The organism is Embleya sp. NPDC025285 (assembly GCF_055558835.1).
On sequence record NZ_JBVHLU010000055.1, the window covers coordinates 1 to 19151 of the forward strand.

The window sequence follows — 19151 nt, forward strand, 5'->3', positions numbered from 1 at the left end:
GCGCCGCCGTTGACGTTGACCTTGTCCACGTCGAAGCCCAGGTCGCGGTAGGAGGGGATGACCTGTGCGGCGAACGCCTCGTTGATCTCCACCAGATCGATGTCGGCGACGGTGAGACCGGCGTTGCGCAGCGCCTGCCGGGACGCCTCGACGGGGCCGTAGCCCATGATCTCGGGTGAGAGTCCGGTGACACCGGTCGAGACGACCCGGGCCAGCGGGGTCAGGCCGAGTTCGCGGGCCTTGGTGTCGGACATGACCACCAACGCCGCGGCGCCGTCGTTGAGCGGACACGCGTTGCCCGCGGTGACCGTGCCGTCCGGACGGAAGACCGGCTTGAGCCCGGAGATGCCCTCCAGCGTGGTGCCCGCGCGCGGGCCGTCGTCCTTGGCCACCACGGTGCCGTCGGCGAGCGTGACGGGGGTGATGTCCTTGGCCCAGAAGCCGTCGGCGATCGCCCGCTCGGCGAGATTCTGCGAGCGCACCGCGAACTCGTCCTGCTCCGCCCGCGAGACGCCCTTGAGCCGCGCGAGGTTCTCGGCGGTCTGGCCCATCGCGATGTACACGTCCGGGAGCAGACCCTCCTCGCGTGGGTCGATCCAGTCCGGGGTGGCGGCGCCGGACCGCTCGGCGGAGCGCTGTTCGGCCGGTACGAACAGCGGGTTGTGGGTGTCGGGAAGCGAATCGCTGCTGCCCTTGAGCGCGGCCCGGGAGACCGACTCGACACCGGCCGACACGAACACGTCGCCCTCCCCCGCCCTGATCGCGTGCATCGCCATGCGCGTGGTCTGCAACGAGGACGAGCAGTAACGGGTGATGGTGGTTCCGGGCAGGTGATCCATGCCCAGCATGACCGCGACATTGCGGCCCATGTTGAAGCCCTGCTCGCCGCCGGGCCCGCCACAGCCGAGCATCAGGTCGGCGATGTCGTGCGGGTCCAGACCGGGGACCTTGTCCAACGCGGCCCGAACCATCATGGCGGCCAGGTCGTCCGGCCGGACGTCCTTCAACGAACCCTTGAACGCACGCCCGATCGGCGAGCGAGCGGTCGAGACGATGACTGCTTCGGGCATGACGGCATCCCTGCTGTGAGTGTGACCGGCCTATGTGCGACCGGCCCCGAGTGCGGCTGGTGAGAGCGGAACCGGTGCGAGTACGAGCGGGTGGCGGCACCGAACCCGCGACCCCATGAAGGTACCGACTGGTCGGTATCTCCGCCAGAGGCCACGCCCACCGACACCGGATCCCGAACCCGTCTCGCCGACCACCGATCGCGCGTCCGGGCGCACCCCACGGCGCGGCGATGTCCGACAACCGACGATCGAGGAGCACCGACCCGGATTCCACCCCCTCGCCCCGCCCCGATCTGGTCTCCGCGTCGAGCACCGGCTACCGTCCCCTCAGGACCGGAACGCCAGGGGAAGGGAGGGCACCGTGAAGGCGCACCCGAGCGGCCCGTACCGCGTGGAGTACACGGAAACGGCCGCCGCCGTACGCGACTCGCTCCCGCCCGAGCGCCGTGAGCAGCTCACCAAGGCGCTCCGGGTCCTGGCCCGCGATCCGTACACCAAGGCGTCCGCCCCCATCGGCCCCGACGACGACACCCGTCAGGCGATGGTCGCCTCGGCGCTGCTCATCGAGTACGGCGTACTGCGCGGGGTCATGGTGGTCGTCGTGGTGACCGTCCTCGACGGCATGGAATTCCTCGGCGACACCGACGAGTAGCGCCGGCGCCCCATGGCGCCGGCTGCGACCGACCGTCTCGGGGCCTCCCGGGGCCCCTGGGTCAGCCGCGGGCGACGATCAGCCGGGCGCGCGGCCGATGGTGCCAGACGCCGGCCGGAGCCCGCCCGAGGAACTCCGCACGCACTCGCGCGACGAACTCGTCTCCGCGCTCCATGGCGAGCACGCGCAGCGGCCCGGACCGGGTGAAGGCGTCGAAGAAGGTCGGCGCGTCCGCGTGCGACATCCGGTACGCCGGATACTCGTCCCGCTCGATCACCGCGCCTCGCGCCGCCAACACGTCCGCGAGTCGCCCCTCCCAGGAGCGGTCCCCCGGCGGCACGTGCGCCCGGATCACGTCGCTCATCAGCGCGAACGGCCCGTCGGTCTCCGTACGCTCGGGCCAGAACACCACGGAGAGCCGCCCGCCCGGGCGAAGCGCCGCCGCCCAGGACGCCATCGCGAGTTCGGGCTCGGCGAGCGCCTGCAGGCCGAACACCGACACCACCGCCGCGCATCGGCCCGACCACCGGGCGGCCGGCAACGTGGCATCGCCTTCGACCACACCGACCCGAGGCCGACCCGCGGCCCGCTCGCGGGCCCGCCGAACCATGGCCGGGGCCAGGTCGATGCCGACGATCTCGCGCTCCGCGAAATCCTCCGTCAGCACGTCGAGCTCGGGAAACGTCCCACAGCAGGGCACCAGAATCGGCCCCTCCGGCAGCGACGCACCGCCGACACCCGCCACCGCCGTGCGCACCCAGGGCGCGAACCGGGGCACGAAATAGTTGTCGTACCCCTCGGCCGCCGCGTCCCATCCCCGGGCGACCCGAGCCAACCGCTCCTCCGCCTCGCTCACCGCCACCTCGCCATGCGCCGCCACACCACCGAGAGAGTCATCGACCCACCTTCGCATCCGAACTCCCCCGGCACCGAGCACCGCCGAAGACATGCCGGACGGCCGCATGCCCGAAGGCCGTGCCCTACAGCGCACTCGCGATCCGGGCGCGGCCCGGGCCGGAGACGCCCGTGAGGCCGGCCGGACGGCCCGTGGCCAGGAGAAGCAGATCGGCGGTCGGGCCGCGTACCTCGTCGGGGCCGGTACCCGCCGACCACTCCGCGTCGGTGGCCACCAGGCGCGTGCCCCGGCAGCGCTTCCGGGCGCCGTAGAACGGGCTGGACAGCACGTGGCCCAGGGCTGCCAGGGCCCGCTCCGTCGGCATCTCCCGGACCCGGCCCAGCGGTCGCGCGGCGTCCTGCCCGTGCACCAGCACGTCGACGAGCGGGTCGAGCGGCGCCGCCAGCGGTGCGCGGCGGGCCGAGCCCGCCGTCTCGCGGACTTGGGCGATCAGTTCCGCCGGAGTGAACCTGGCGGCCAGCTCCCGGGCCTCGTCGGCGGTCATCCGGTCGAAGTCGCCCCGGGCCCGGATCGCGCCCTTGATCATGCTCCTCAGCGTCGTACGCGTCGACGTGGTCAGGTGCGCGGCCAACTCGTGCATCGTCCAATCGGAACAGAGCGAGGTCACCCGCCAGTCGTCCGCGTCGAGCGTGTCGAGGAAGTCGGCGAGGCTCAGTCGTTCGTCCCGTACCCAGGCAAGAATTTCGTCGCGGTCCATGTCCGGCTCTCCTCGGGTCATGTCGTTGTCGTACAGGTGTCGTCGCGGGTGTGGTGACGACCTCGACCGTCAGCGATCGCCGGCCGTGTCCGAGCCGGACCGCTCGCCCGACCCGGGCGGTTCGGGCGGCTCGACCTGCTCGGGTCCCGGGACCGGCTCGACTTCGCTCAACCGGCGCCGCAGGTGTGCCCGTTCGGGTTCCGTGCCGGCCAACTCCAGCGCCTCGCGGTAGGCCGCCGCCGCCTCGGGGAAGCGGCCGAGTCGACCCAGCAGATCCGCCCGCGCGGTCGGGTACGGGGGATAGCCGCGCAGTCTCGGCTCACCCGCCAACTCGTCCAGCAACGCCAGACCCGCCGCCGGGCCGTCCCGCATCGCCACCGCCGCGGCCCGGTTCAGCGCGACGATCGGCGAGGGGGTGAGCACGAGCAGCACGTCGTACAGCGCCACCACCTGCGGCCAGTCGGTGGTCGCGACGTCCGCGGCCTCGTCGTGCAGCGCGGCGATCGCGGCCTGCACCGCGTACCGCCCGGCCGGCCCACCGGTCAGCGCGGCCACCACCAGGCCCCGACCCTCCTCGATCATCGACCGGTCCCACCGTCCGCGGTCCTGGTCGTCGAGCAGCACGATGTTGCCGTCCGGATCGGTCCGCGCCGCGCGGCGCGCGTGGGTGAGCAGCATCAGCGCGAGCAGCCCGGCGACCTCGCGTTCGGCCGGCAACAGCCGACGCAGGATCCGGGCCAGCCGGATCGCCTCCTCCGCGAGGTCGAGCCGCTGCAACCGCGGTCCGGAGCTGGCCGCGTAGCCCTCGGTGAAGATCGAATAGACCACCTGGAGCACGCCGGGCAGGCGCTCCGGCAACTCGTCCGCGCCGGGTACCCGGAAGGGGATCCGCGCCTCGCGGATCTTCTTCTTCGCCCGGACGATCCGCTGGGCCATCGTCGCCGTCGGCACCAGATACGCCCGGGCCACCTCGGGCGTGGTCAGCCCGGCCAGGCAGCGCAGCGTCAACGCGCCGCGATCCTCGGCGGGCAGCGCGGGGTGGGCACAGGTGAAGAACAGTTGCAGCCGGTCGTCGGGCAGGTCGGCGTCCGCCTCCGGCGGCGGCGCGGGATCGGCCCGATCCGCCTCCACCTGCAACACGGCCAGCCGAGCGGCGTACGTCCGGTCCCGCCGCAGCCGATCCACCGCACGACGGCGCGCCGTGGTCAGCAGCCAGGCCCCGGGCCGGTCCGGCACGCCGTCGACGGGCCAGTGCACCAGCGCGGCCTCGATCGCCTCGGAAGCCACCTCCTCGGCCAGGTCGAGATCACCGAATCGGCGCGCGAGTGACGCGAGCAGCCGACCTCGCTCCTCCCGGAACACCGACTCGACGGACGCGCCCACCGCCCCGTCCCCCGACCCCCGACCGACATCCTCGGCTCCGTGCCCGGCCGCGCCCGCGGGCCACCCGGCATCGGCTGCTCGCTCATTCATCGCCGTCCGCCCTCAGCCTCGGGCCGTCAGGCGTCGAAGTCGGCGATCGGCCGCACCACGATCGACCCACCACCACGCGCACCGGGACAACGCGCGGCCCAGTCGAGCGCGACATCCAGATCCGGCACGTCGATCACGTAGATGCCACCGAGCACCTCGCGCGTCTCGGCGAACGGTCCATCCGTCACCGTCCGCTCACCCGTCGGCCCGACCCGAACGGTCGTCGCGGTGATCAGATCCGCCAACGACTCCCCGGACACGAAGATCCCCGCGTCCTTGACCTCCTTGTCGTAGCTCATCCAGTCCTCGACGGTGCACCCCTCGGCGCCGCCGTCCGCGTCGATCGCTCCACTGTGAATCAACAACATGTACTTCATGTCCGACTCCCGTTCGTCCTTCACATCCTCGCCCGGCACCCTGCCGCACACCATGACGACGAACGGGCAACGACCGAATCGACAGCTCCCCGAAAAAACTTTCCGTGACCTCTCCGCACCGTGTGTAACGAGCGGCGTCGGCAATGATCGGGCGTCGAGGTCGGTGGGGGACGACTCGGGCCAGGGAGTCGATCCGGTCCCCCAGCCGCCGGAGGCCCCGACGCACTCATCCCACCCGACGCCGAGCGATCATTCCCCCATGACCCTGTTCGATCACGCGTCCCCCCGTCGGCGGCCCCGCGCGAGCCCGGCACCCGCGCGCTCCCGAGCCGGGTCGGCTCCCGCCCACGCGGCCCCCGGCCCGCCGCCGGGCCGTCCGACGCAAGGAGACACCACCATGAGCACGACCCGTCGCACCTGTGATGCCCCGGCCGGCAACCGATGATCGAGGGCATCGACATCCCCGACCGTCGCGGCCGTACCGGACTGGACCGGTACGGCCGCGACCCGACCGGCAACCCGAGGGTGCGGATCCGCGACGTCGAGGTACTGGCCTGCGACTGGTACGTACTGCGCAAGACCACCTTCGACTACCGACACGCCGACGGGCATTGGAGTCGTGAGCAGCGTGAGAACTACGACCGGGGCGACGGCGCCACGATCCTGCTCTACGACGCCGATCGCCGCACCGTGCTGCTCACCCGCCAGTTCCGCCTGCCCGCCTACGTCAACGGGCACCCCGACGGGATGCTGATCGAGACCGCCGCCGGGTTGCTCGACGGCGACAGCCCCGAGGAGGCCATCCGGCGCGAGGCGGCGGAGGAGACAGGACACACCGTCGGCAAACCCGAGTACGTCTTCGCCGTCTACATGAGCCCCGGCTCGGTCACCGAACGCGTGCACTTCTTCGCCGCGCCCTATGGCTCGGGGACCGCCACCGACGCCGGCGGCGGGATCGCCGCCGAGGGCGAGGACATCAGCGTCCTCGAACTTCCCTTCGCCGACGCGCTCGCGATGATCCGGGACGGCTCCATCGCCGACGCGAAGACCATCATGCTGCTCCAATGGGCGGCCCTGGACGGCCCGTTCCGGTCGGACCCGATCGTCGGCCCGGCCGCGAACCGATAGCCCCGGCACCGCCCTCGCCCGCCGTACCGACCCCGAGCGGAGACGGTACGGCGGGCCCGCAGGTGCGGCCCCACCCCGGCGATCGGCGCCGAGGACCCCGCGCACCGGGGCGCCCATCCACGGCCGCGCGTCATCTGCCCAGCAGCGCCTCCGCCACGGCGACCTGCGCGGGGTTCAGCGCGGTCTCGCCGTCCTCGATGTCCCACAGCGCGTTCTGGAGCACCCGGCCGAGCGTCCACCCGGTCGCCCGCCGCCGATCCAGGTCCAGGACCTCGGTCAACAGGTCGAAGCGGCGGAGCACCGTGCGGGTCACGTCACCGCCGGCCACCGCGTCCGCCCATCGGCTGTCCAGCGCCGGCCACAACTCGAACCCCGGGTCGCCGGCCAGCGGTTCGGGATCGATGACCAGCCAGGGTTCGCGCGCCGCGGCCAGGACGTTGTCGTAGTGCAGGTCCCAGTGCAGCAACCGGTCGCCGGGTTCGCCGACCAATTCGGCGACGGCGCCCGCGCAGGTGCGCACCAGGCGTTGCTCGGCCGGGTCGCGCAGGGCCGGCACCGCACGCGGCACCTCGTCGAGCATGGCCGAGGCGATGTCCGCCAGGTGCCGCAGGCCCGCCGGCGCCGGCACCGCCACCAGGCGTGCCATCAACTCGGCGAGGGTTCGCATCGCGTCGTCGTCATCGGGCACCGACGACAACGACCGGGTCGCGTCCAGTCGTTCGAGCAGCATGGTGCCGTCGTCCGGGTCGTGGTCGAGCAGCCGCACGACGCCGTCGCCGTTCCAGGTCCGCAGACCGAGCGCGACACCGGCGTTGTCCTCGGTGGGCTGCTGGAGTCTCAGCACCGCCGGTGTGCCGTCCGCGCGGGTCACCGGCAGCACCAGCGCGGCCATGCCGTGCCCGGCGGGGCCGTCCGGCCGCAGCGACCAGCGATCCAGGGTGTCCGCGGCCAGCCTCGGCAGCGCGTCGAGCCAGGCCAGGGCGTGGGCGCCCTGGCGGCCGTAGGAGCGGGCGAAAGCGGCGGGAACGCCGACGGAAATCGACGTACTCATATCGGGTTTCTCCTTCGTGGGTTCCGGATTCTCACGGGTACGAAGGAGGTGATGGGGGTGCCCGGCAGCCGGGCAGGCGTCAAATCATGGTCTCAGCCTACCCGTGCGTTGCGGCCGGCCGGATCGGTCAGGACACGTCACGCAACAGGCGCCCGGCGTACACGTCGCTCACGTGGCCTCGCAGATGCGCCCAGACCGCGACGGAGCACGGGAACTCGCCGTCCCGGTAGGCGATGAACACGGTCTCCTCGCGCCGGAACAACCCGTGTTCGGCGTCCTGTGGTTCCGGCCAGTCGCGGACCACGGCCGCGGCCCGGTCGGCGTCCACGCAGCGCAGCGGCACCACCGCGAGTTGCTCGTACTCGCGGGGCACGGTGTGCGCGATCACCTGGACGTCGTTCATGTGCCGACCGAACGCGCGCAGGTGATCGCCGCGCTCCCACGGGCGGTTCGAGGCCCACGTACCGCACGAGCAGGTCGCGCGGGTGGCGACGAAGCCGAGTGCGGCGTGGTCTCCGGGGTAGGTGGTGAACTCGATCCGGTGGCGGTCGAGTCGAACCAGTGGGTCCTGGGTGTAGTTCGGCATGCTCATGAGGGTTCCCCCGAGGTGTCGTCGCGTGGTATGGCACGAGCGTAGGCAAGCGCACCGACAACGGCGAGCGGATTTCGGCGCGAGCGCCGGCCGGGGAGATCCGATCCGACGTCAGCCGGACGCGTCGGCCGCCGACACGACGGCTCCGGGTGTCGCGCGATGGCCTCGGCACGCCGCCTCCAGCGCGACCCGCCATTGGTGCTCGGCCCGTTCCTCGTCGCCCAGCGCGCCGCGCAGTTCCAGGCCGGCCAGGCCGTGCACCAGGGCGCTGAGATGGGTGGCCGTGTCGTACGGATCGGTCGGCGCGAACCGGCCGGCGGCCACGCAGCGCTCGACGGCACGCACCAGGGTCTCGAAGGTGCCCTGGATCCGGGCCAGATCCGCCTCGTCGGGACGGTAGTCGGCGATCGGGCGGCCGAACATCAGGTGGCGCGCTCACCGTTCCCGACGGCGTCGAGGTCCGACGCGGCGACATCGCCACGACCGACGGTGCGAAGGCGGCCTGCGCCGGCGCCGCCGTGGTCTACCACTGCGCGGCTCCGGCCTACACCGCGTGGGTGAGCGAGTTTCCGCGGATGACCGACGCGATCCGCGGCGGCGCGGCGGCCGCCGGGGCCAAGCTGGTCTTCGCGGACAACCTGTTCGCGTACGGGCCGGTGAGCGCGCCGATGACCGAGGACATGCCGTCCGCCGCGAGCAATCCCAAGGGCCGGGTCCGGGCCGCGATGGCGCGCTCGCTGCCGGCCGCGCACGAGGCCGGCGAGCTGCGGGTGGCGATCGGGCGCGCGTCCGACTACTACGGCCCGCGCGGGGTCGACACCACGGTCGGCGAGACCGTGTTCGGCGCGGCGGTGCGGGGCAAGGTCGCGCGCTGGGTGGGGCCCCTGGACCAGCCGCACTCGTTCAGCTACCTCCCCGACTTCGCCAAGGGTCTGGTCCTGCTCGGCGAGGACGCGCGGGCGGACGGACAGGTGTGGCACATCCCCACGGCCGAGCCGCTGACCGGGCGGCGGTTCCTCGATCTGGTCTTCGCCGAGTCGGGCGGCCCGGACAAGTCCGCCTCGGTGAGCCGCACCATGCAGCGCGTGCTCGGCCTGGTGAATCCGACCGTGCGCGCCCTCGGCGAGACCTGGCACCAGCACGACCGCCCGTTCGTGGTCGACTCCACCAAGTTCACCGAGACCTTCGGACCGCTGCCCGCGACCCCGCACGCGGAGGCGATCGCGAGCACCGTCGCCTGGTTCCGCGCCGCGAACGCCTGACGGTCGATTCGCGTCCGCCCCGACCCCGCCGCCGCACGGGCACCCGCGCCGAGTCCGGGCGGGCTCGGCTCCTCGGCCGCCGCCCGGGACTCGGACGACCCGAGCCCGGGGCGGCGGCCGGGCCGATACGCCCGCGCCGATCCCGCCCCGCGCGAAGGCGGGTGCGGGTCGGGCGTCGCGGGCGTATCGAGCAGCCCCCGGGATATCTCAGCGGCTGCCCGTCAGGTGCGCGAAGACGACGACATTCGCGGCGTAGCCCGTGTGCTTGTCGTAGCGACCGCCGCAGGTGATCACCCGCAGCTCGGCGGCGTCGGTCGGGCCGTAGACGACGTCGTCCGGGAAGTCGTCCTTCGGGTAGGACCGGACCGCGTCGACGGAGAAGACCGCGGTGTGTCGGTCCCGCCGTTGTACCTCGATGCGATCGCCCACCCGGAGCAGGCCGAGCTTGAAGAACACCGCCGGGCCCGAGCGGGTGTCCGCGTGGCCCACGGTGATCGCGTTTCCTCGGGCGCCGGGGGCGACGCCGTCGCGATACCAGCCGACCAAATTCTTGTTGCCCACCGGGGGCGTGGCCAGCCGGTGGTCCGGACCGATGCCCAGCGGGCTCATCGGCGCGTTGACGCCGATCGACGGGATCTTGATCCGGGTGGCCACCGACGCCGACATCGGGGTGACGTCCACCCGGTGTCCCGCGTCGTTCGGGACGCGGGCGCGAGCGGGCGCCACGTCCGAGACGGGAGCCGGCGGCCGCTCGACCGTGCCGTCACCGGTTCCGTGCTGTACCAGCCACAGTCCGACGACGAGCGCCAACGCGGTCGCTCCGGCCGCGAACGGGCCGGAGCGACGCTTGCGGTGCGCCGGCCTGGGTTCAGTTCGACCCATCGCCGGTGGCCCGGCGACGACGGTGGAGGTAGAAGCCGAAGCCACCGAGGGCCACGCCCCCGACCAGCAGGCCGGCCGTCACCTCACCCGTGTCGACCTGCGAACTACCACCGCCGCCACCGGCGTTGACGCTGCCCACCGGCCGCCCGCCGGTGCTGCCGCTCGTGGTCCCGCCGTTGGTGGTGCCGTTCGGGCAATCGACCTGGAACACCTTCTGCTTGCCCGCCCCCTGCTCGCCCTCGAAGGTCCACACCAGCTTGTACTGCCCGTTCGGCAGCGACAGCGTCGAGGTGTGCCCGGTCCCGTCCGCCGCGAGGGTGATGTTGCCGCCGAGCACGGTCCCGTTGCCGTCGGCCGGCTGCGCGGCGATCGTGTACGTGACCGCCTGGAGTCCGTCGAAGTTGAAGGCCGCCAGGTGGAACTGGCACACCTTGGGCTCGTTGCTCTGGTTCGTCGGCGAAGTGGTGCTCTTGTGCACCTTCACGTCTCCGTTGTCCCCGGGTGCCATCGGGAGCGCGTGCGTCGTGCCGGCACCGGCGAACGTGGCGGCGCCCGCCGCGATCGCGGCGACGGTCAGCCGCCGTAGGCGGGGGGACGGACTGGGGCTGGGGGATGGCATCACAATGGCACTCCACGGGGAGGGTGGACGACGGATCGTCGAATCACCTGAAGACGGGACATTTCGACCGTGACGCGCCCACACATCGCCCCACCGGCGACACGCGCCGCCCCGCCTTGATTTCACCCGTATGCCCCACCGTGCGGCGCCCGTCGCGGTCCGTCACCGCACCCGTGCCACACTCGGCGATATGCCTGTCTCACCACGATTGCGCCCGTTTGACATCGGCTGCGCGCAGGCGTACTCCGAGACTATGCGCGCGCAAGCAGCGGAGCGGCCGCCGCGCCGCACGGTGGAAAGACGCCCGGCCCACGGACGTGGGTGGCGCCCATGACCGGAACCGTGCCCGGACCCGGTTCCCATCCCCTTCGCGCGTTGCGGACCGAGGCCGATCGCCACGAGGAGCCCGACGCGATCCTGGCCGAGTGCTCGACCTCGCTGGACATGGCGGTGCGGGCCACCGGCGCCTACGCCGGGGTGGTCTACCTGCGCTCGCCCGATCGGCGCTCGCTGGTACTGGCCAAGGTCGCCGGGCTGGCCGTGTCGCTGCTCGGCCCGTGGAGCCGAGTCCCGGTGACCGGCGCGCTGCCCGCCCCCGAGGCGTACCGCACCGGGCACACGGTCTTCCTCGCCGACGACGGCGACACCATGCGGCGCTTCCCGCAACTGGCGCTGGGCATGCCGTACGCCTACGCGTCCGCGTCCGCGCCGGTGCGTGCGGGCACCGAGACGTTCGGCGTGGTGACGGTGATGTGGCCCGCCTCGCCCGGCCGGGGCCTGCCCGCCTCCCGGCGCCGAGGACTGCGCGCGGCGGCCAAGCGGCTGGGCAACGCGCTGGGCGCACGGGCCGACCGCGGCGCGCGCATCGAGTACGACGGCCCGCCGACGGTGACGCTGCTGCCCGCCAACACCTTCCCGCTGATCCGGGTCGGCCTGTTCGACTGGAATGTGGCCACCGGCGACTTCGACGCCGACGAGGAACTGTGCGAGCTGTTCGGCGTCGACCCGGCCCGCTTCGATCGACGCGCGACGACGCTGGCCGCCCGGGTGGTCTCCGGCGGCGGGCGCGAGTTCCGCGAGGCCGCGCAGCAGGCCGTGCGCACCGGCCGGGTACTCGCCTGGCGACTCCAGGTGACCGGCCCCGACGGCGCCAACCGCCCCCTGGAGGTGTGGGGGCGGGTGCCCGACGACGAGGTCGCCGGTCGGGCGCGGCACCTGGTGGGCGCGGTGTTGGACCTGGGCACCGGGGCGGCGGCGGCCGAGGCGGTGGAGCGGCTGCGCGACGGCGTGTTCTCGCTCGACCCCGAGGGCCGGATCACCTACGCCAGCCGCAACCTCGCGGACCTGCTCGGCGTCGCGGTGGAGGACGTGCTGGGCCGCACCCCGTGGGATGCGCTGCCGTGGCTGGCCGACCCCTCCTACGAGGACCGCTATCGGGCGGCGATGTTGTCCCAACAGCCCGGATCCTTCCTGGCCCGCACCCCGCGCGACCGCTGGCTGGCCTTCTCGCTGTATCCGGACCCGTACGGCCTGACCGGCAAGGTGGTCCCGGTGGGCGCGCCGCCGGGTGCGGGGGGCACGGTCGGCGGCGAGGCGACCCGGGTGGACACCGAGGCCGCGCCACCCCGGCTCGGCGCGATCTACCACGTGCTCCAGATGGCCGGCGCGCTCACCGAGGCCGTGTCGGTGGGCGAGGTGTGCGAGGTGGTCGCCGACCAGATCCTGCCCGCGTTCGGCGGCCGGGAACTGGCCGTCTACATCGTCCAAGACAAGCGCTTCTTCCTGGCCCTGCAGACCGGCTATCCCGAGGGCTTCCTGGACCGGTTCGAGGGCGTACGACTCGACGCCGCGCTGCCCGGCGTCGAGGCGCTCACCCAGGGCGTGCCGATCTTCTTCGAATCGGCGGAGGAGCTGTCCGCGGCGTATCCGGGCATCCCGCTCGACGAGATGTCCGCGTGGGCGTTCCTGCCGCTGATCGCCTCGGACCGCCCGGTGGGCAGTTGCATCCTCGGCTTCGACCGGCGGCACGCGTTCACCCCCGAGGAGCGCTCGGTGCTCACCGCGCTGAGCGGCCTGATCGCCCAGGCGCTGGAGCGGGCCCGGCTCTACGACGCGGAATTCGCCCTCGCCCGCGGTCTCCAACACGCGCTGCTCCCGCACCGGCTGCCGAATCTGCCGAACCTGGAGGTGGTCGCCCGCTACCTCCCCGGCACTCAGGGCATGGAGATCGGCGGCGACTGGTACGACGTGATCGACACCGGGAGCAGGGTGGTCCTGGTGATCGGCGACGTCGAGGGGCACAGCGTGGCCGCGGCCGGCATCATGGGTCAACTGCGAAGCGCGGTAAGGGCGTTCGCCACCGGCGGGCAGCGGCCCGACGAAGTGGTCCGGTGCACCAACCGGCTGCTCGCCGATCTGGACACCGGCCTGTTCGCCAGTTGCTGCTACATCGAACTGGACCCGGCCCACGGCACGGCCGAGGCGGTGCGGGCGGGTCATCCGCCGCCGCTGCTGCGCCGCCCGGACGGGCGGACCACGGTGCTCGAGCTGGCCGGCGGCACCCTGCTCGGGGTGGATCGGGCCGCCGAGTACCCGGTGACCCGTTTGGCCCTGGATCCCGGCTCGGTCCTGGCGCTGTACACCGACGGCCTCGTCGAGGACGTCGGCGCCGACCTGGACCTGGGCATCGACCGCATGCGCGCGTCCCTGTCGCGCGCCGCCGACGCGAGCCTGGCCGAGCTCGCGGATCGAATGCTGCGCGACGCGGGCAGGTTGACCGAGCGGGCCGACGACGTGGCCGTACTGCTGACCCGTTGGCCGGCGCCCCGGGACGGGCCGCCGGGGTCGGCCGGAACCGGCACGGACCCGGGAGCGGCGGCCGATCTGCGCTGAGCGGCAAACGCGCGACCATGGAAAGAGGAGGAACAGGAGGGCTTGATGGGCACACCCCACACCGCCGGTGCCGACGATGGCGGTGCCGACGCGTCCGCCGTGCCCTGGGGCGCGGACCGGGCGCTGCTCGACCACCTGCTCAACCGGGCACCCATCGGCATGGCGGTGGTCGATCGCGAGCTGCGCTGCGTGTGGCTGAACGACCAGTTGGAACGCAGCGGTGGGATCCCGCGCGCGCTGCGGCTGGGTCGGCGGATAAGCGAGGTGCTGCCCGGCCTGCCGGCCGAGACCATCGAGGCGGTCATGCGCGACGTGCTGGAGACCGGCGTCCCGCTGATCGACCACGAGTACCAGGGCCGCACCGCGAGCGATCCCGACCACGTGCACGCGTACTCGACCTCGTTCTTCCGGCTGGAGGACGGCGCGGGGGCGCCGGCCGGGGTGTGTTACCTCGTGATCGACGTGACCGACCGGTGGCGGGCCCGGCAGCGGCTCGCGCTGCTCAGCGACATCGGCGCGCGGATCGGCACCACCCTGGACGTCGCGCGCACCGCGCAGGAACTCGCCGACGTCGCGGTCCCCGACCTGGCCGACTTCGTCGCGGTCGACCTGCTGGAGCCGGTGCTCAGCGGAGTCGAGCCGGCGCCGGGCCCGGTCCGCCGGGACAACCCCGAGCTGATCCGGCTCGGCCAGCGCTCGGCCCGCGAGGGGCGCGACGGTGCGGCGGCGGGGGCGGGCGGCAACCTGGCCGAGTCGATCGCCCGGATCGGCGAGCCCGCCCCGGTGGCCCCCAACTCCCCCGGCGCCCGGTGCCTGGTCGACGGCAAGGCGGTCCTGGAACCGGTCCTGGACCCGGAGATCCTGCCCTGGCTGGCCGAGGACACGGTGTCCACGGACCGGACCCGCACGGTGGGTCTGCACTCGATGATGGTGGTCCCGATCCGGGCCCGCGGCACCATCCTGGGCGTGACGCACTTCTTCCGCCGGGACACCCCCGACCCGTTCGAGGGTGACGACCTGATCCTGGCCGAGGAGTTCGTCTCGCGCGCCGCCGTGTGCATCGACAACGCGCGCCGCTTCACCCACGAGCACGCCGCCGCACTGGCCCTGCAACGCAGCCTGCTGCCGCACGGGCTGCCTCGACAGACCGCGGTCGAGGTGGCCAGTCGCTACCTGCCCGCCGACGACCGGGCCGGGGTCGGCGGCGACTGGTTCGACGTGATCCCACTGTCCGGGGCGCGGGTCGCGCTGGTGGTGGGCGACGTGGCCGGGCACGGCACGCACGCCGCGGCGACGATGGGCCGGTTGCGCGCGTCCGTACACACGCTGGCCGATCTGGACATGCCACCGGACGAGTTGCTCGCCCACCTCGACGACCTGGTCATCCGGTTCGTCGACGAGGAGGGCATCGGCGAGGGCGGCGTGGACACCACCGCGCTGGGCGCCAGTTGCCTGTACGCGGTATACGACCCGGTCGGCCGGGTGTGCACGATCGCGCGCGCCGGGCACCCGCCGCCCGCTCTGGTCCGGCCCGGCGGCGCGGTGGAGTTCCTCGACCTGCCCGCCGGACCGCCCCTGGGCCTGGGCGGCCTGCCGTTCGAATCGGCCGAGTTCGAACTGCCCGAGGGCAGCCTGTTGGTGCTCTACACCGACGGTCTGGTCGAGACGCGCGATCGGGACGTGGAATTCGGGATGGACCGACTGTGCGCGTCGCTGGCCGACCCCGACCGACCGTTGGACGAGCTGTGTCGCTCGGTCCTGGGCACCCTGTCGCACAATCCGCCGCGGGACGACGTGGCACTGCTCGTCGCGCGCACCCGCACGCTCGACTCCTCGAAGGTGGTGTCCTGGGACCTGCCCGCCGATCCGGCCATCGTCGCCGAGGCGCGCACGCTGGCCGGACGGCAACTCGCCGAGTGGGGACTGGACGACATCGCGTTCACCACCGAATTGGTGGTCAGCGAACTGGTCACCAACGCGATCCGGTACGCCTCGGGGCCGATCCGCCTGCGGCTGATCCGCGACGCCACGCTGATCTGCGAGGTGTCCGACGCCACCAGCACCAGCCCCCGGTTGCGCCACGCGCGCACCTCCGACGAGGGCGGGCGCGGGCTGTTCCTGGTCGCCCAGTTCACCCAGCGCTGGGGCACCCGCTACACGGGTGACGGCAAGACGATCTGGGCGGAGCAGTCCCTGCCCGCACAGGGCTGACCCGGCGCGCGCCGACCGGCTCGCCCCGTTCCGGGCAATCGCCGATCCGGCCGCTCCAACCGACCGGGACCGGCGCGGCGGGGAGTTCGGCGGGCCGCGGCCGGCGCCCCCGCTGATACCGTTTTCGCATGTCAGGAACCATTCCCCGGGAAGCAGGAAATGGCCAGGCCTACCGCGGGCGCAACTCCACCGCGGATCGCGCTTTGGACATCCTCCTGCTGTTCGACGAGGAGCGACTCGCGGTGTCCGCGAACCAGGTCGCCGAACACCTGGGCGTCGCCCGTTCCACCGCGTACCGCTACCTGCAGAGCCTGACCGCCAACGGGTTCCTGGAGGAGAACGACGGCGGCTCCGGTTTCCGGCTCGGGCCGCGGGTGCTGGACCTGGCCCGGCTGGCCCGCAAGGGGGTCGGGCTGTCCGACCTGGCCCGGCCGTTGATGCGCGGGTTGGCCCGCGCGGTCGGCCAGCCGGTGCTGCTGACCCGGCGGGCCGGCGAGGCGGTGGTGTGCCTCGAACGCGAGGAGGCGACACACACGCTGCGCCTGTCCTACGAGCGCGGTCAGGTACTGCCCGTCCACGCCGGCGCCGCGGCGCTGCCGTTGTTGGCCTGGGCCGATCACGCCGAGGTGGAGCGACTGCTCGCCCGCCCGCTCCCCCGTTTCACCGACGCCACCGTCACCGATCCCGACGAACTGCGCGGACGCCTCGCCGACATCCGCGCCGAGGGGTACACGGTGGCGCGCGGTGAACTCGACCCGGACGTGCTGGGCATCGGCGCCCCCGTGCGCCGCGAGGACGGCGCCGTCGTGGCCGCGGTGAGCATCGCCGCGCTGTCGCACCGGGTTTCCGACGATCGGGTGCCGGAGTACGTCGCGGCCGTCTGCGCCACGGCCGCCGAACTGTCCGCCCAGGTGGCCCGGATGGGCCTGTAGGGACGGCTCGGCGCGGTCAGCCGATCACGGGCAGTCGGCGATCGAGGAAGGCGTACGTACGGGCCCACGCGGTCTCGGCGGCCCGGGCACGGTACAGCTGCGGGCGGGCCTCGCACGCGAAGGCGTGACCCGCGTCCGGGTACACGTGGCTCTCGAAGTTCGCGCCGGCCGCGCGCAGCGCTTCGTCGATCGCCTCGACCCGGGGTGCGGGAATGGTCGAGTCCTCGGCTCCCACGTGCAGCAGGAGCGGTGCGTCCAGGTACTTGGCCCGGCCCAGTACGGCGTGCGGCCCCGAGGCTATGCCCGTTCCGTAGAAGACCACGGTGCCGGCGAGGCCGGCGATCGCTGTGGCCGCGGTGAACGCGGCCCGGCCCCCGAAGCAGAAGCCGACCAGTGCGGTGCGGCCGGTGCCGATCGACTCGTGCTCGGCGAGGTGGGCCAACACCGCGCGGATGTCGAGGGCGATCGCCGCCGGGCCGATCGCGTCGATCAGCGACATCGCCTCGGCGCGCTGTTCGTAGTCGAGCGTACGCACCCCGTTGCGATGGAAGAGGTCGGGTGCCAGGGCCAGGTAGCCGCGGGCGGCGAACCGGCGGGTGATGTCCCGGATGTGCTCGTTGACTCCGAACGCCTCCTGGAGCACCACGACGGCACCGGCGACTCGGGCGGTGGGGTTGTCGTGGCCGCCGTCGGGGCCGTGCGGGTGTGCCGCGTAGACCCGCATCGGACCGTCGCCGGTCGGCACGGTGATCCATCGGCCGGAGCCGAGACCGTGGTCGTGGTCGTGGGAGTCGTTCATCTCGAGGTCCTCGACATCCAGGCGATTGCGGTGCGGCGGGTGGCACGGGCTACGAGGCCGCCACATCCCACCCTGGTACGCCCGGGCCCGCCGCGCGCGGCGAGACGGCGGCGCGGACCGGGCCCACTCGGTCTTGACAACGGCCGGTGCGCACCACGTCACCGATCGATCCGGCGACCTCGATCAGGGGCGCGCTCCCGGACCGCCCGGGTCCCGATCGACCGATGGCGGGATTCCGGGCGCGTTGAAGGTCAATCTGTCGAAGTCCCGGCCCTGGACGACCGGACCGAGTTGGGTCCCGCCACTGATCGTGTTGTGCACCGCGCCCGACCCGCCCTCTCCCGCCGGGGCCAACTCGTCCAGCAGCGCGCGCAGTTCCGCCGCCACGACCGGATCCTCCCGCAGCAGTCGACGCAGCCTGGTCCGCCACTCGGCCTCGATGTCCGCCGCCACCAGGTCGTCGCCGGCGTCCCGAGCCACGATCAACTCGCGTTGCGAGAGTTCGAGGTCCTCCTCGATCTCGGTCTCTCGGGCCGGATCCCCGTGACCGAACAGGGTGGCGATCCGGGCCCGGGCCTGAGCCCAGGACTCGGAGACCATCAGGCCCACCATCGTGGTCGCGCCGGATGTCGCCAGCGTCATCAGTTCCGCTTCCACGCCGCCCCCCGTAGCCGTCCGCACCGGGACGGGTGGACCCACGCGCGCCCCGCCCGAACCGTGTCGTCGCCGAGTCCGTCCTCCCGGGCCCGCCGTTGCGCGCATTGTTGCCCACATCCGCGCTCGAACACGCCGACTTCGCCGAACTCGACCACATCGCGCGACGCCCGCACGACTCGGCGTGACCCGGCATGACCCGATGTGCTGCCGCCTGCGCGCTGCCGCTCGACCGGTTCGCCGCGGCCCGTCCGGGGGCGATCGGGCGCCGACCGTGGGTCCGACCGCCACCTGACCGGGCAACCGGGGCGCCCTCGCCGCCCTGTGCGGCATCGCTTCCTCGCCCGCTCTCCTGTGGGCGAGCCCGATCCGACACCGGCACGCCCCGGCCCGACGGCGGGTGCGGGAACCGCCTGCCGACCCATCACCCTCCCCACCCGCGGGCCCCTCGGCCGGTCCCTCCGGAAATCCAGGTGACCGCGCCGGAGTTGTCGATCTATGGTGGCCGCATGGACGTGACCTGCAAGCGGATCGGAGCGCCGCGCCCCGCGTTCGGCACCCGGCCGCGAAGCGCGCGTCCGACGTCGAACCGGGAGCCGTGGAAGGGCCGTTGGCCCGATCGCTCCGGGTCGCCTCGCGGCTGATTCGCCACCGGTAGCCAGGGGGACGACACCCGTCGTCCCACCCGCCGGCCCGCGACGCCACAGCCGCCACCGAGCCGACCCGAAGGCCGCCGCCCCGCGCTGAGCCCGGCTCGTCCCGGCTTCGCCGGCGCACGTCGAACCCTCACCGGCCCCCATGCCGCGCCCCCGCGCCGCACCGGTCCGGCCACACCGCCACGCCGTCCCGACGGCGCGCGCCGGTGTCGTCGACCGCTGCACGCGGTGCGCCCATGGGTCGATGAGGTGTGCCCGGTCGTGTCCCGACCGGCCCCGGCGGCCCCT

18 protein-coding genes are annotated in these 19151 nt (G+C 73.2%); 6 read left to right on the forward strand and 12 right to left on the reverse strand.

All coding sequences use genetic code 11. The annotated features are described in order from the left end of the window. A partial coding sequence (locus tag ACZ4FV_RS30925; protein ID WP_465323803.1) for an acetyl-CoA C-acetyltransferase occupies positions 1-1070 on the reverse strand: 1070 nt, incomplete at its 3' end. Positions 1071-1431: 361 nt separating this feature from the next. Between ACZ4FV_RS30925 and ACZ4FV_RS30930 the strand changes: the two genes are divergently transcribed. Then, positions 1432-1722 carry a type II toxin-antitoxin system RelE family toxin gene (locus tag ACZ4FV_RS30930; protein WP_331770636.1) on the forward strand — a complete coding sequence of 97 codons (291 nt, stop codon included), beginning with the start codon at positions 1432-1434 and terminating at the stop codon, positions 1720-1722. Between the two features lie 61 nt (positions 1723-1783). Here ACZ4FV_RS30930 and ACZ4FV_RS30935 read toward each other — a convergent pair whose 3' ends face one another. From ACZ4FV_RS30935 to ACZ4FV_RS30950, 4 genes are all read right to left on the reverse strand, one after another. Continuing rightward, the gene (locus tag ACZ4FV_RS30935) at positions 1784-2578 is read right to left on the reverse strand and encodes a class I SAM-dependent methyltransferase (protein ID WP_395858575.1); all 795 of its coding nucleotides are present in this window, start codon (positions 2576-2578) and stop codon (positions 1784-1786) included. Positions 2579-2702: 124 nt separating this feature from the next. Beyond that, positions 2703-3335, reverse strand: a complete 633-nt coding sequence (locus ACZ4FV_RS30940) for a maleylpyruvate isomerase family mycothiol-dependent enzyme (protein ID WP_395858576.1) — start codon at positions 3333-3335, stop codon at positions 2703-2705. Positions 3336-3404: 69 nt separating this feature from the next. Then, complete coding sequence (locus ACZ4FV_RS30945; protein WP_395858577.1) at positions 3405-4808, reverse strand: RNA polymerase sigma factor; 1404 nt, start codon at positions 4806-4808, stop codon at positions 3405-3407. A gap of 26 nt (positions 4809-4834) precedes the next feature. Beyond that, positions 4835-5185, reverse strand: a complete 351-nt coding sequence (locus ACZ4FV_RS30950) for a YciI family protein (RefSeq protein ID WP_331770639.1) — start codon at positions 5183-5185, stop codon at positions 4835-4837. 441 nt (positions 5186-5626) lie between these two features. On the opposite strand from ACZ4FV_RS30950, the gene ACZ4FV_RS30955 reads away from it, so the two are divergent. Next, positions 5627-6313 (forward strand): NUDIX domain-containing protein, encoded by a 687-nt coding sequence (locus ACZ4FV_RS30955; RefSeq protein WP_465323804.1) that lies wholly within the window; start codon positions 5627-5629, stop codon positions 6311-6313. 130 nt (positions 6314-6443) lie between these two features. Here ACZ4FV_RS30955 and ACZ4FV_RS30960 read toward each other — a convergent pair whose 3' ends face one another. The 3 genes from ACZ4FV_RS30960 to ACZ4FV_RS30970 form a co-directional block, all read right to left on the reverse strand. After that, on the reverse strand, positions 6444-7364 hold the full coding sequence (locus tag ACZ4FV_RS30960; RefSeq protein ID WP_465323805.1) for an aminoglycoside phosphotransferase family protein: 921 nt from the start codon (positions 7362-7364) through the stop codon (positions 6444-6446). A 127-nt stretch (positions 7365-7491) separates the two neighbouring features. After that, complete coding sequence (locus ACZ4FV_RS30965; protein WP_331770643.1) at positions 7492-7956, reverse strand: hypothetical protein; 465 nt, start codon at positions 7954-7956, stop codon at positions 7492-7494. A gap of 111 nt (positions 7957-8067) precedes the next feature. Further along, entirely contained in the window at positions 8068-8379 is a 312-nt protein-coding gene (locus tag ACZ4FV_RS30970) for a TetR-like C-terminal domain-containing protein (RefSeq protein WP_395858580.1), read from the reverse strand. 50 nt (positions 8380-8429) lie between these two features. Here ACZ4FV_RS30970 and ACZ4FV_RS30975 point away from each other — a divergent pair, with 50 nt between their 5' ends. Further along, positions 8430-9218: an NAD-dependent epimerase/dehydratase family protein gene (locus ACZ4FV_RS30975; RefSeq protein ID WP_465323815.1), complete on the forward strand. Its 789-nt coding sequence runs from the start codon at positions 8430-8432 to the stop codon at positions 9216-9218. Positions 9219-9425: 207 nt separating this feature from the next. Here ACZ4FV_RS30975 and ACZ4FV_RS30980 read toward each other — a convergent pair whose 3' ends face one another. Next, on the reverse strand, positions 9426-10100 hold the full coding sequence (locus ACZ4FV_RS30980; RefSeq protein WP_395858581.1) for a class F sortase: 675 nt from the start codon (positions 10098-10100) through the stop codon (positions 9426-9428). After that, positions 10087-10719 carry a hypothetical protein gene (locus ACZ4FV_RS30985; RefSeq protein ID WP_402230886.1) on the reverse strand — a complete coding sequence of 211 codons (633 nt, stop codon included), beginning with the start codon at positions 10717-10719 and terminating at the stop codon, positions 10087-10089. Before ACZ4FV_RS30985 ends, ACZ4FV_RS30980 begins: the two co-directional genes overlap by 14 nt. 330 nt (positions 10720-11049) lie before the next feature. On the opposite strand from ACZ4FV_RS30985, the gene ACZ4FV_RS30990 reads away from it, so the two are divergent. From ACZ4FV_RS30990 to ACZ4FV_RS31000, 3 genes are all read left to right on the forward strand, one after another. Then, positions 11050-13611 carry a SpoIIE family protein phosphatase gene (locus tag ACZ4FV_RS30990; RefSeq protein ID WP_465323806.1) on the forward strand — a complete coding sequence of 854 codons (2562 nt, stop codon included), beginning with the start codon at positions 11050-11052 and terminating at the stop codon, positions 13609-13611. A 45-nt stretch (positions 13612-13656) separates the two neighbouring features. Further along, on the forward strand, positions 13657-15822 hold the full coding sequence (locus tag ACZ4FV_RS30995) for a SpoIIE family protein phosphatase (RefSeq protein ID WP_395859301.1): 2166 nt from the start codon (positions 13657-13659) through the stop codon (positions 15820-15822). Between the two features lie 128 nt (positions 15823-15950). Continuing rightward, a complete protein-coding gene (locus ACZ4FV_RS31000; RefSeq protein ID WP_465323807.1) occupies positions 15951-16754 on the forward strand; it encodes an IclR family transcriptional regulator in 804 nt (267 codons plus the stop codon). 16 nt (positions 16755-16770) lie between these two features. Here ACZ4FV_RS31000 and ACZ4FV_RS31005 read toward each other — a convergent pair whose 3' ends face one another. Together ACZ4FV_RS31005 and ACZ4FV_RS31010 are read right to left on the reverse strand one after the other, a co-directional pair. Beyond that, positions 16771-17553 carry a dienelactone hydrolase family protein gene (locus ACZ4FV_RS31005; RefSeq protein ID WP_402230890.1) on the reverse strand — a complete coding sequence of 261 codons (783 nt, stop codon included), beginning with the start codon at positions 17551-17553 and terminating at the stop codon, positions 16771-16773. Positions 17554-17736: 183 nt separating this feature from the next. Next, positions 17737-18210 carry a hypothetical protein gene (locus tag ACZ4FV_RS31010; RefSeq protein WP_402230892.1) on the reverse strand — a complete coding sequence of 158 codons (474 nt, stop codon included), beginning with the start codon at positions 18208-18210 and terminating at the stop codon, positions 17737-17739. Positions 18211-19151 lie beyond the last annotated feature (941 nt).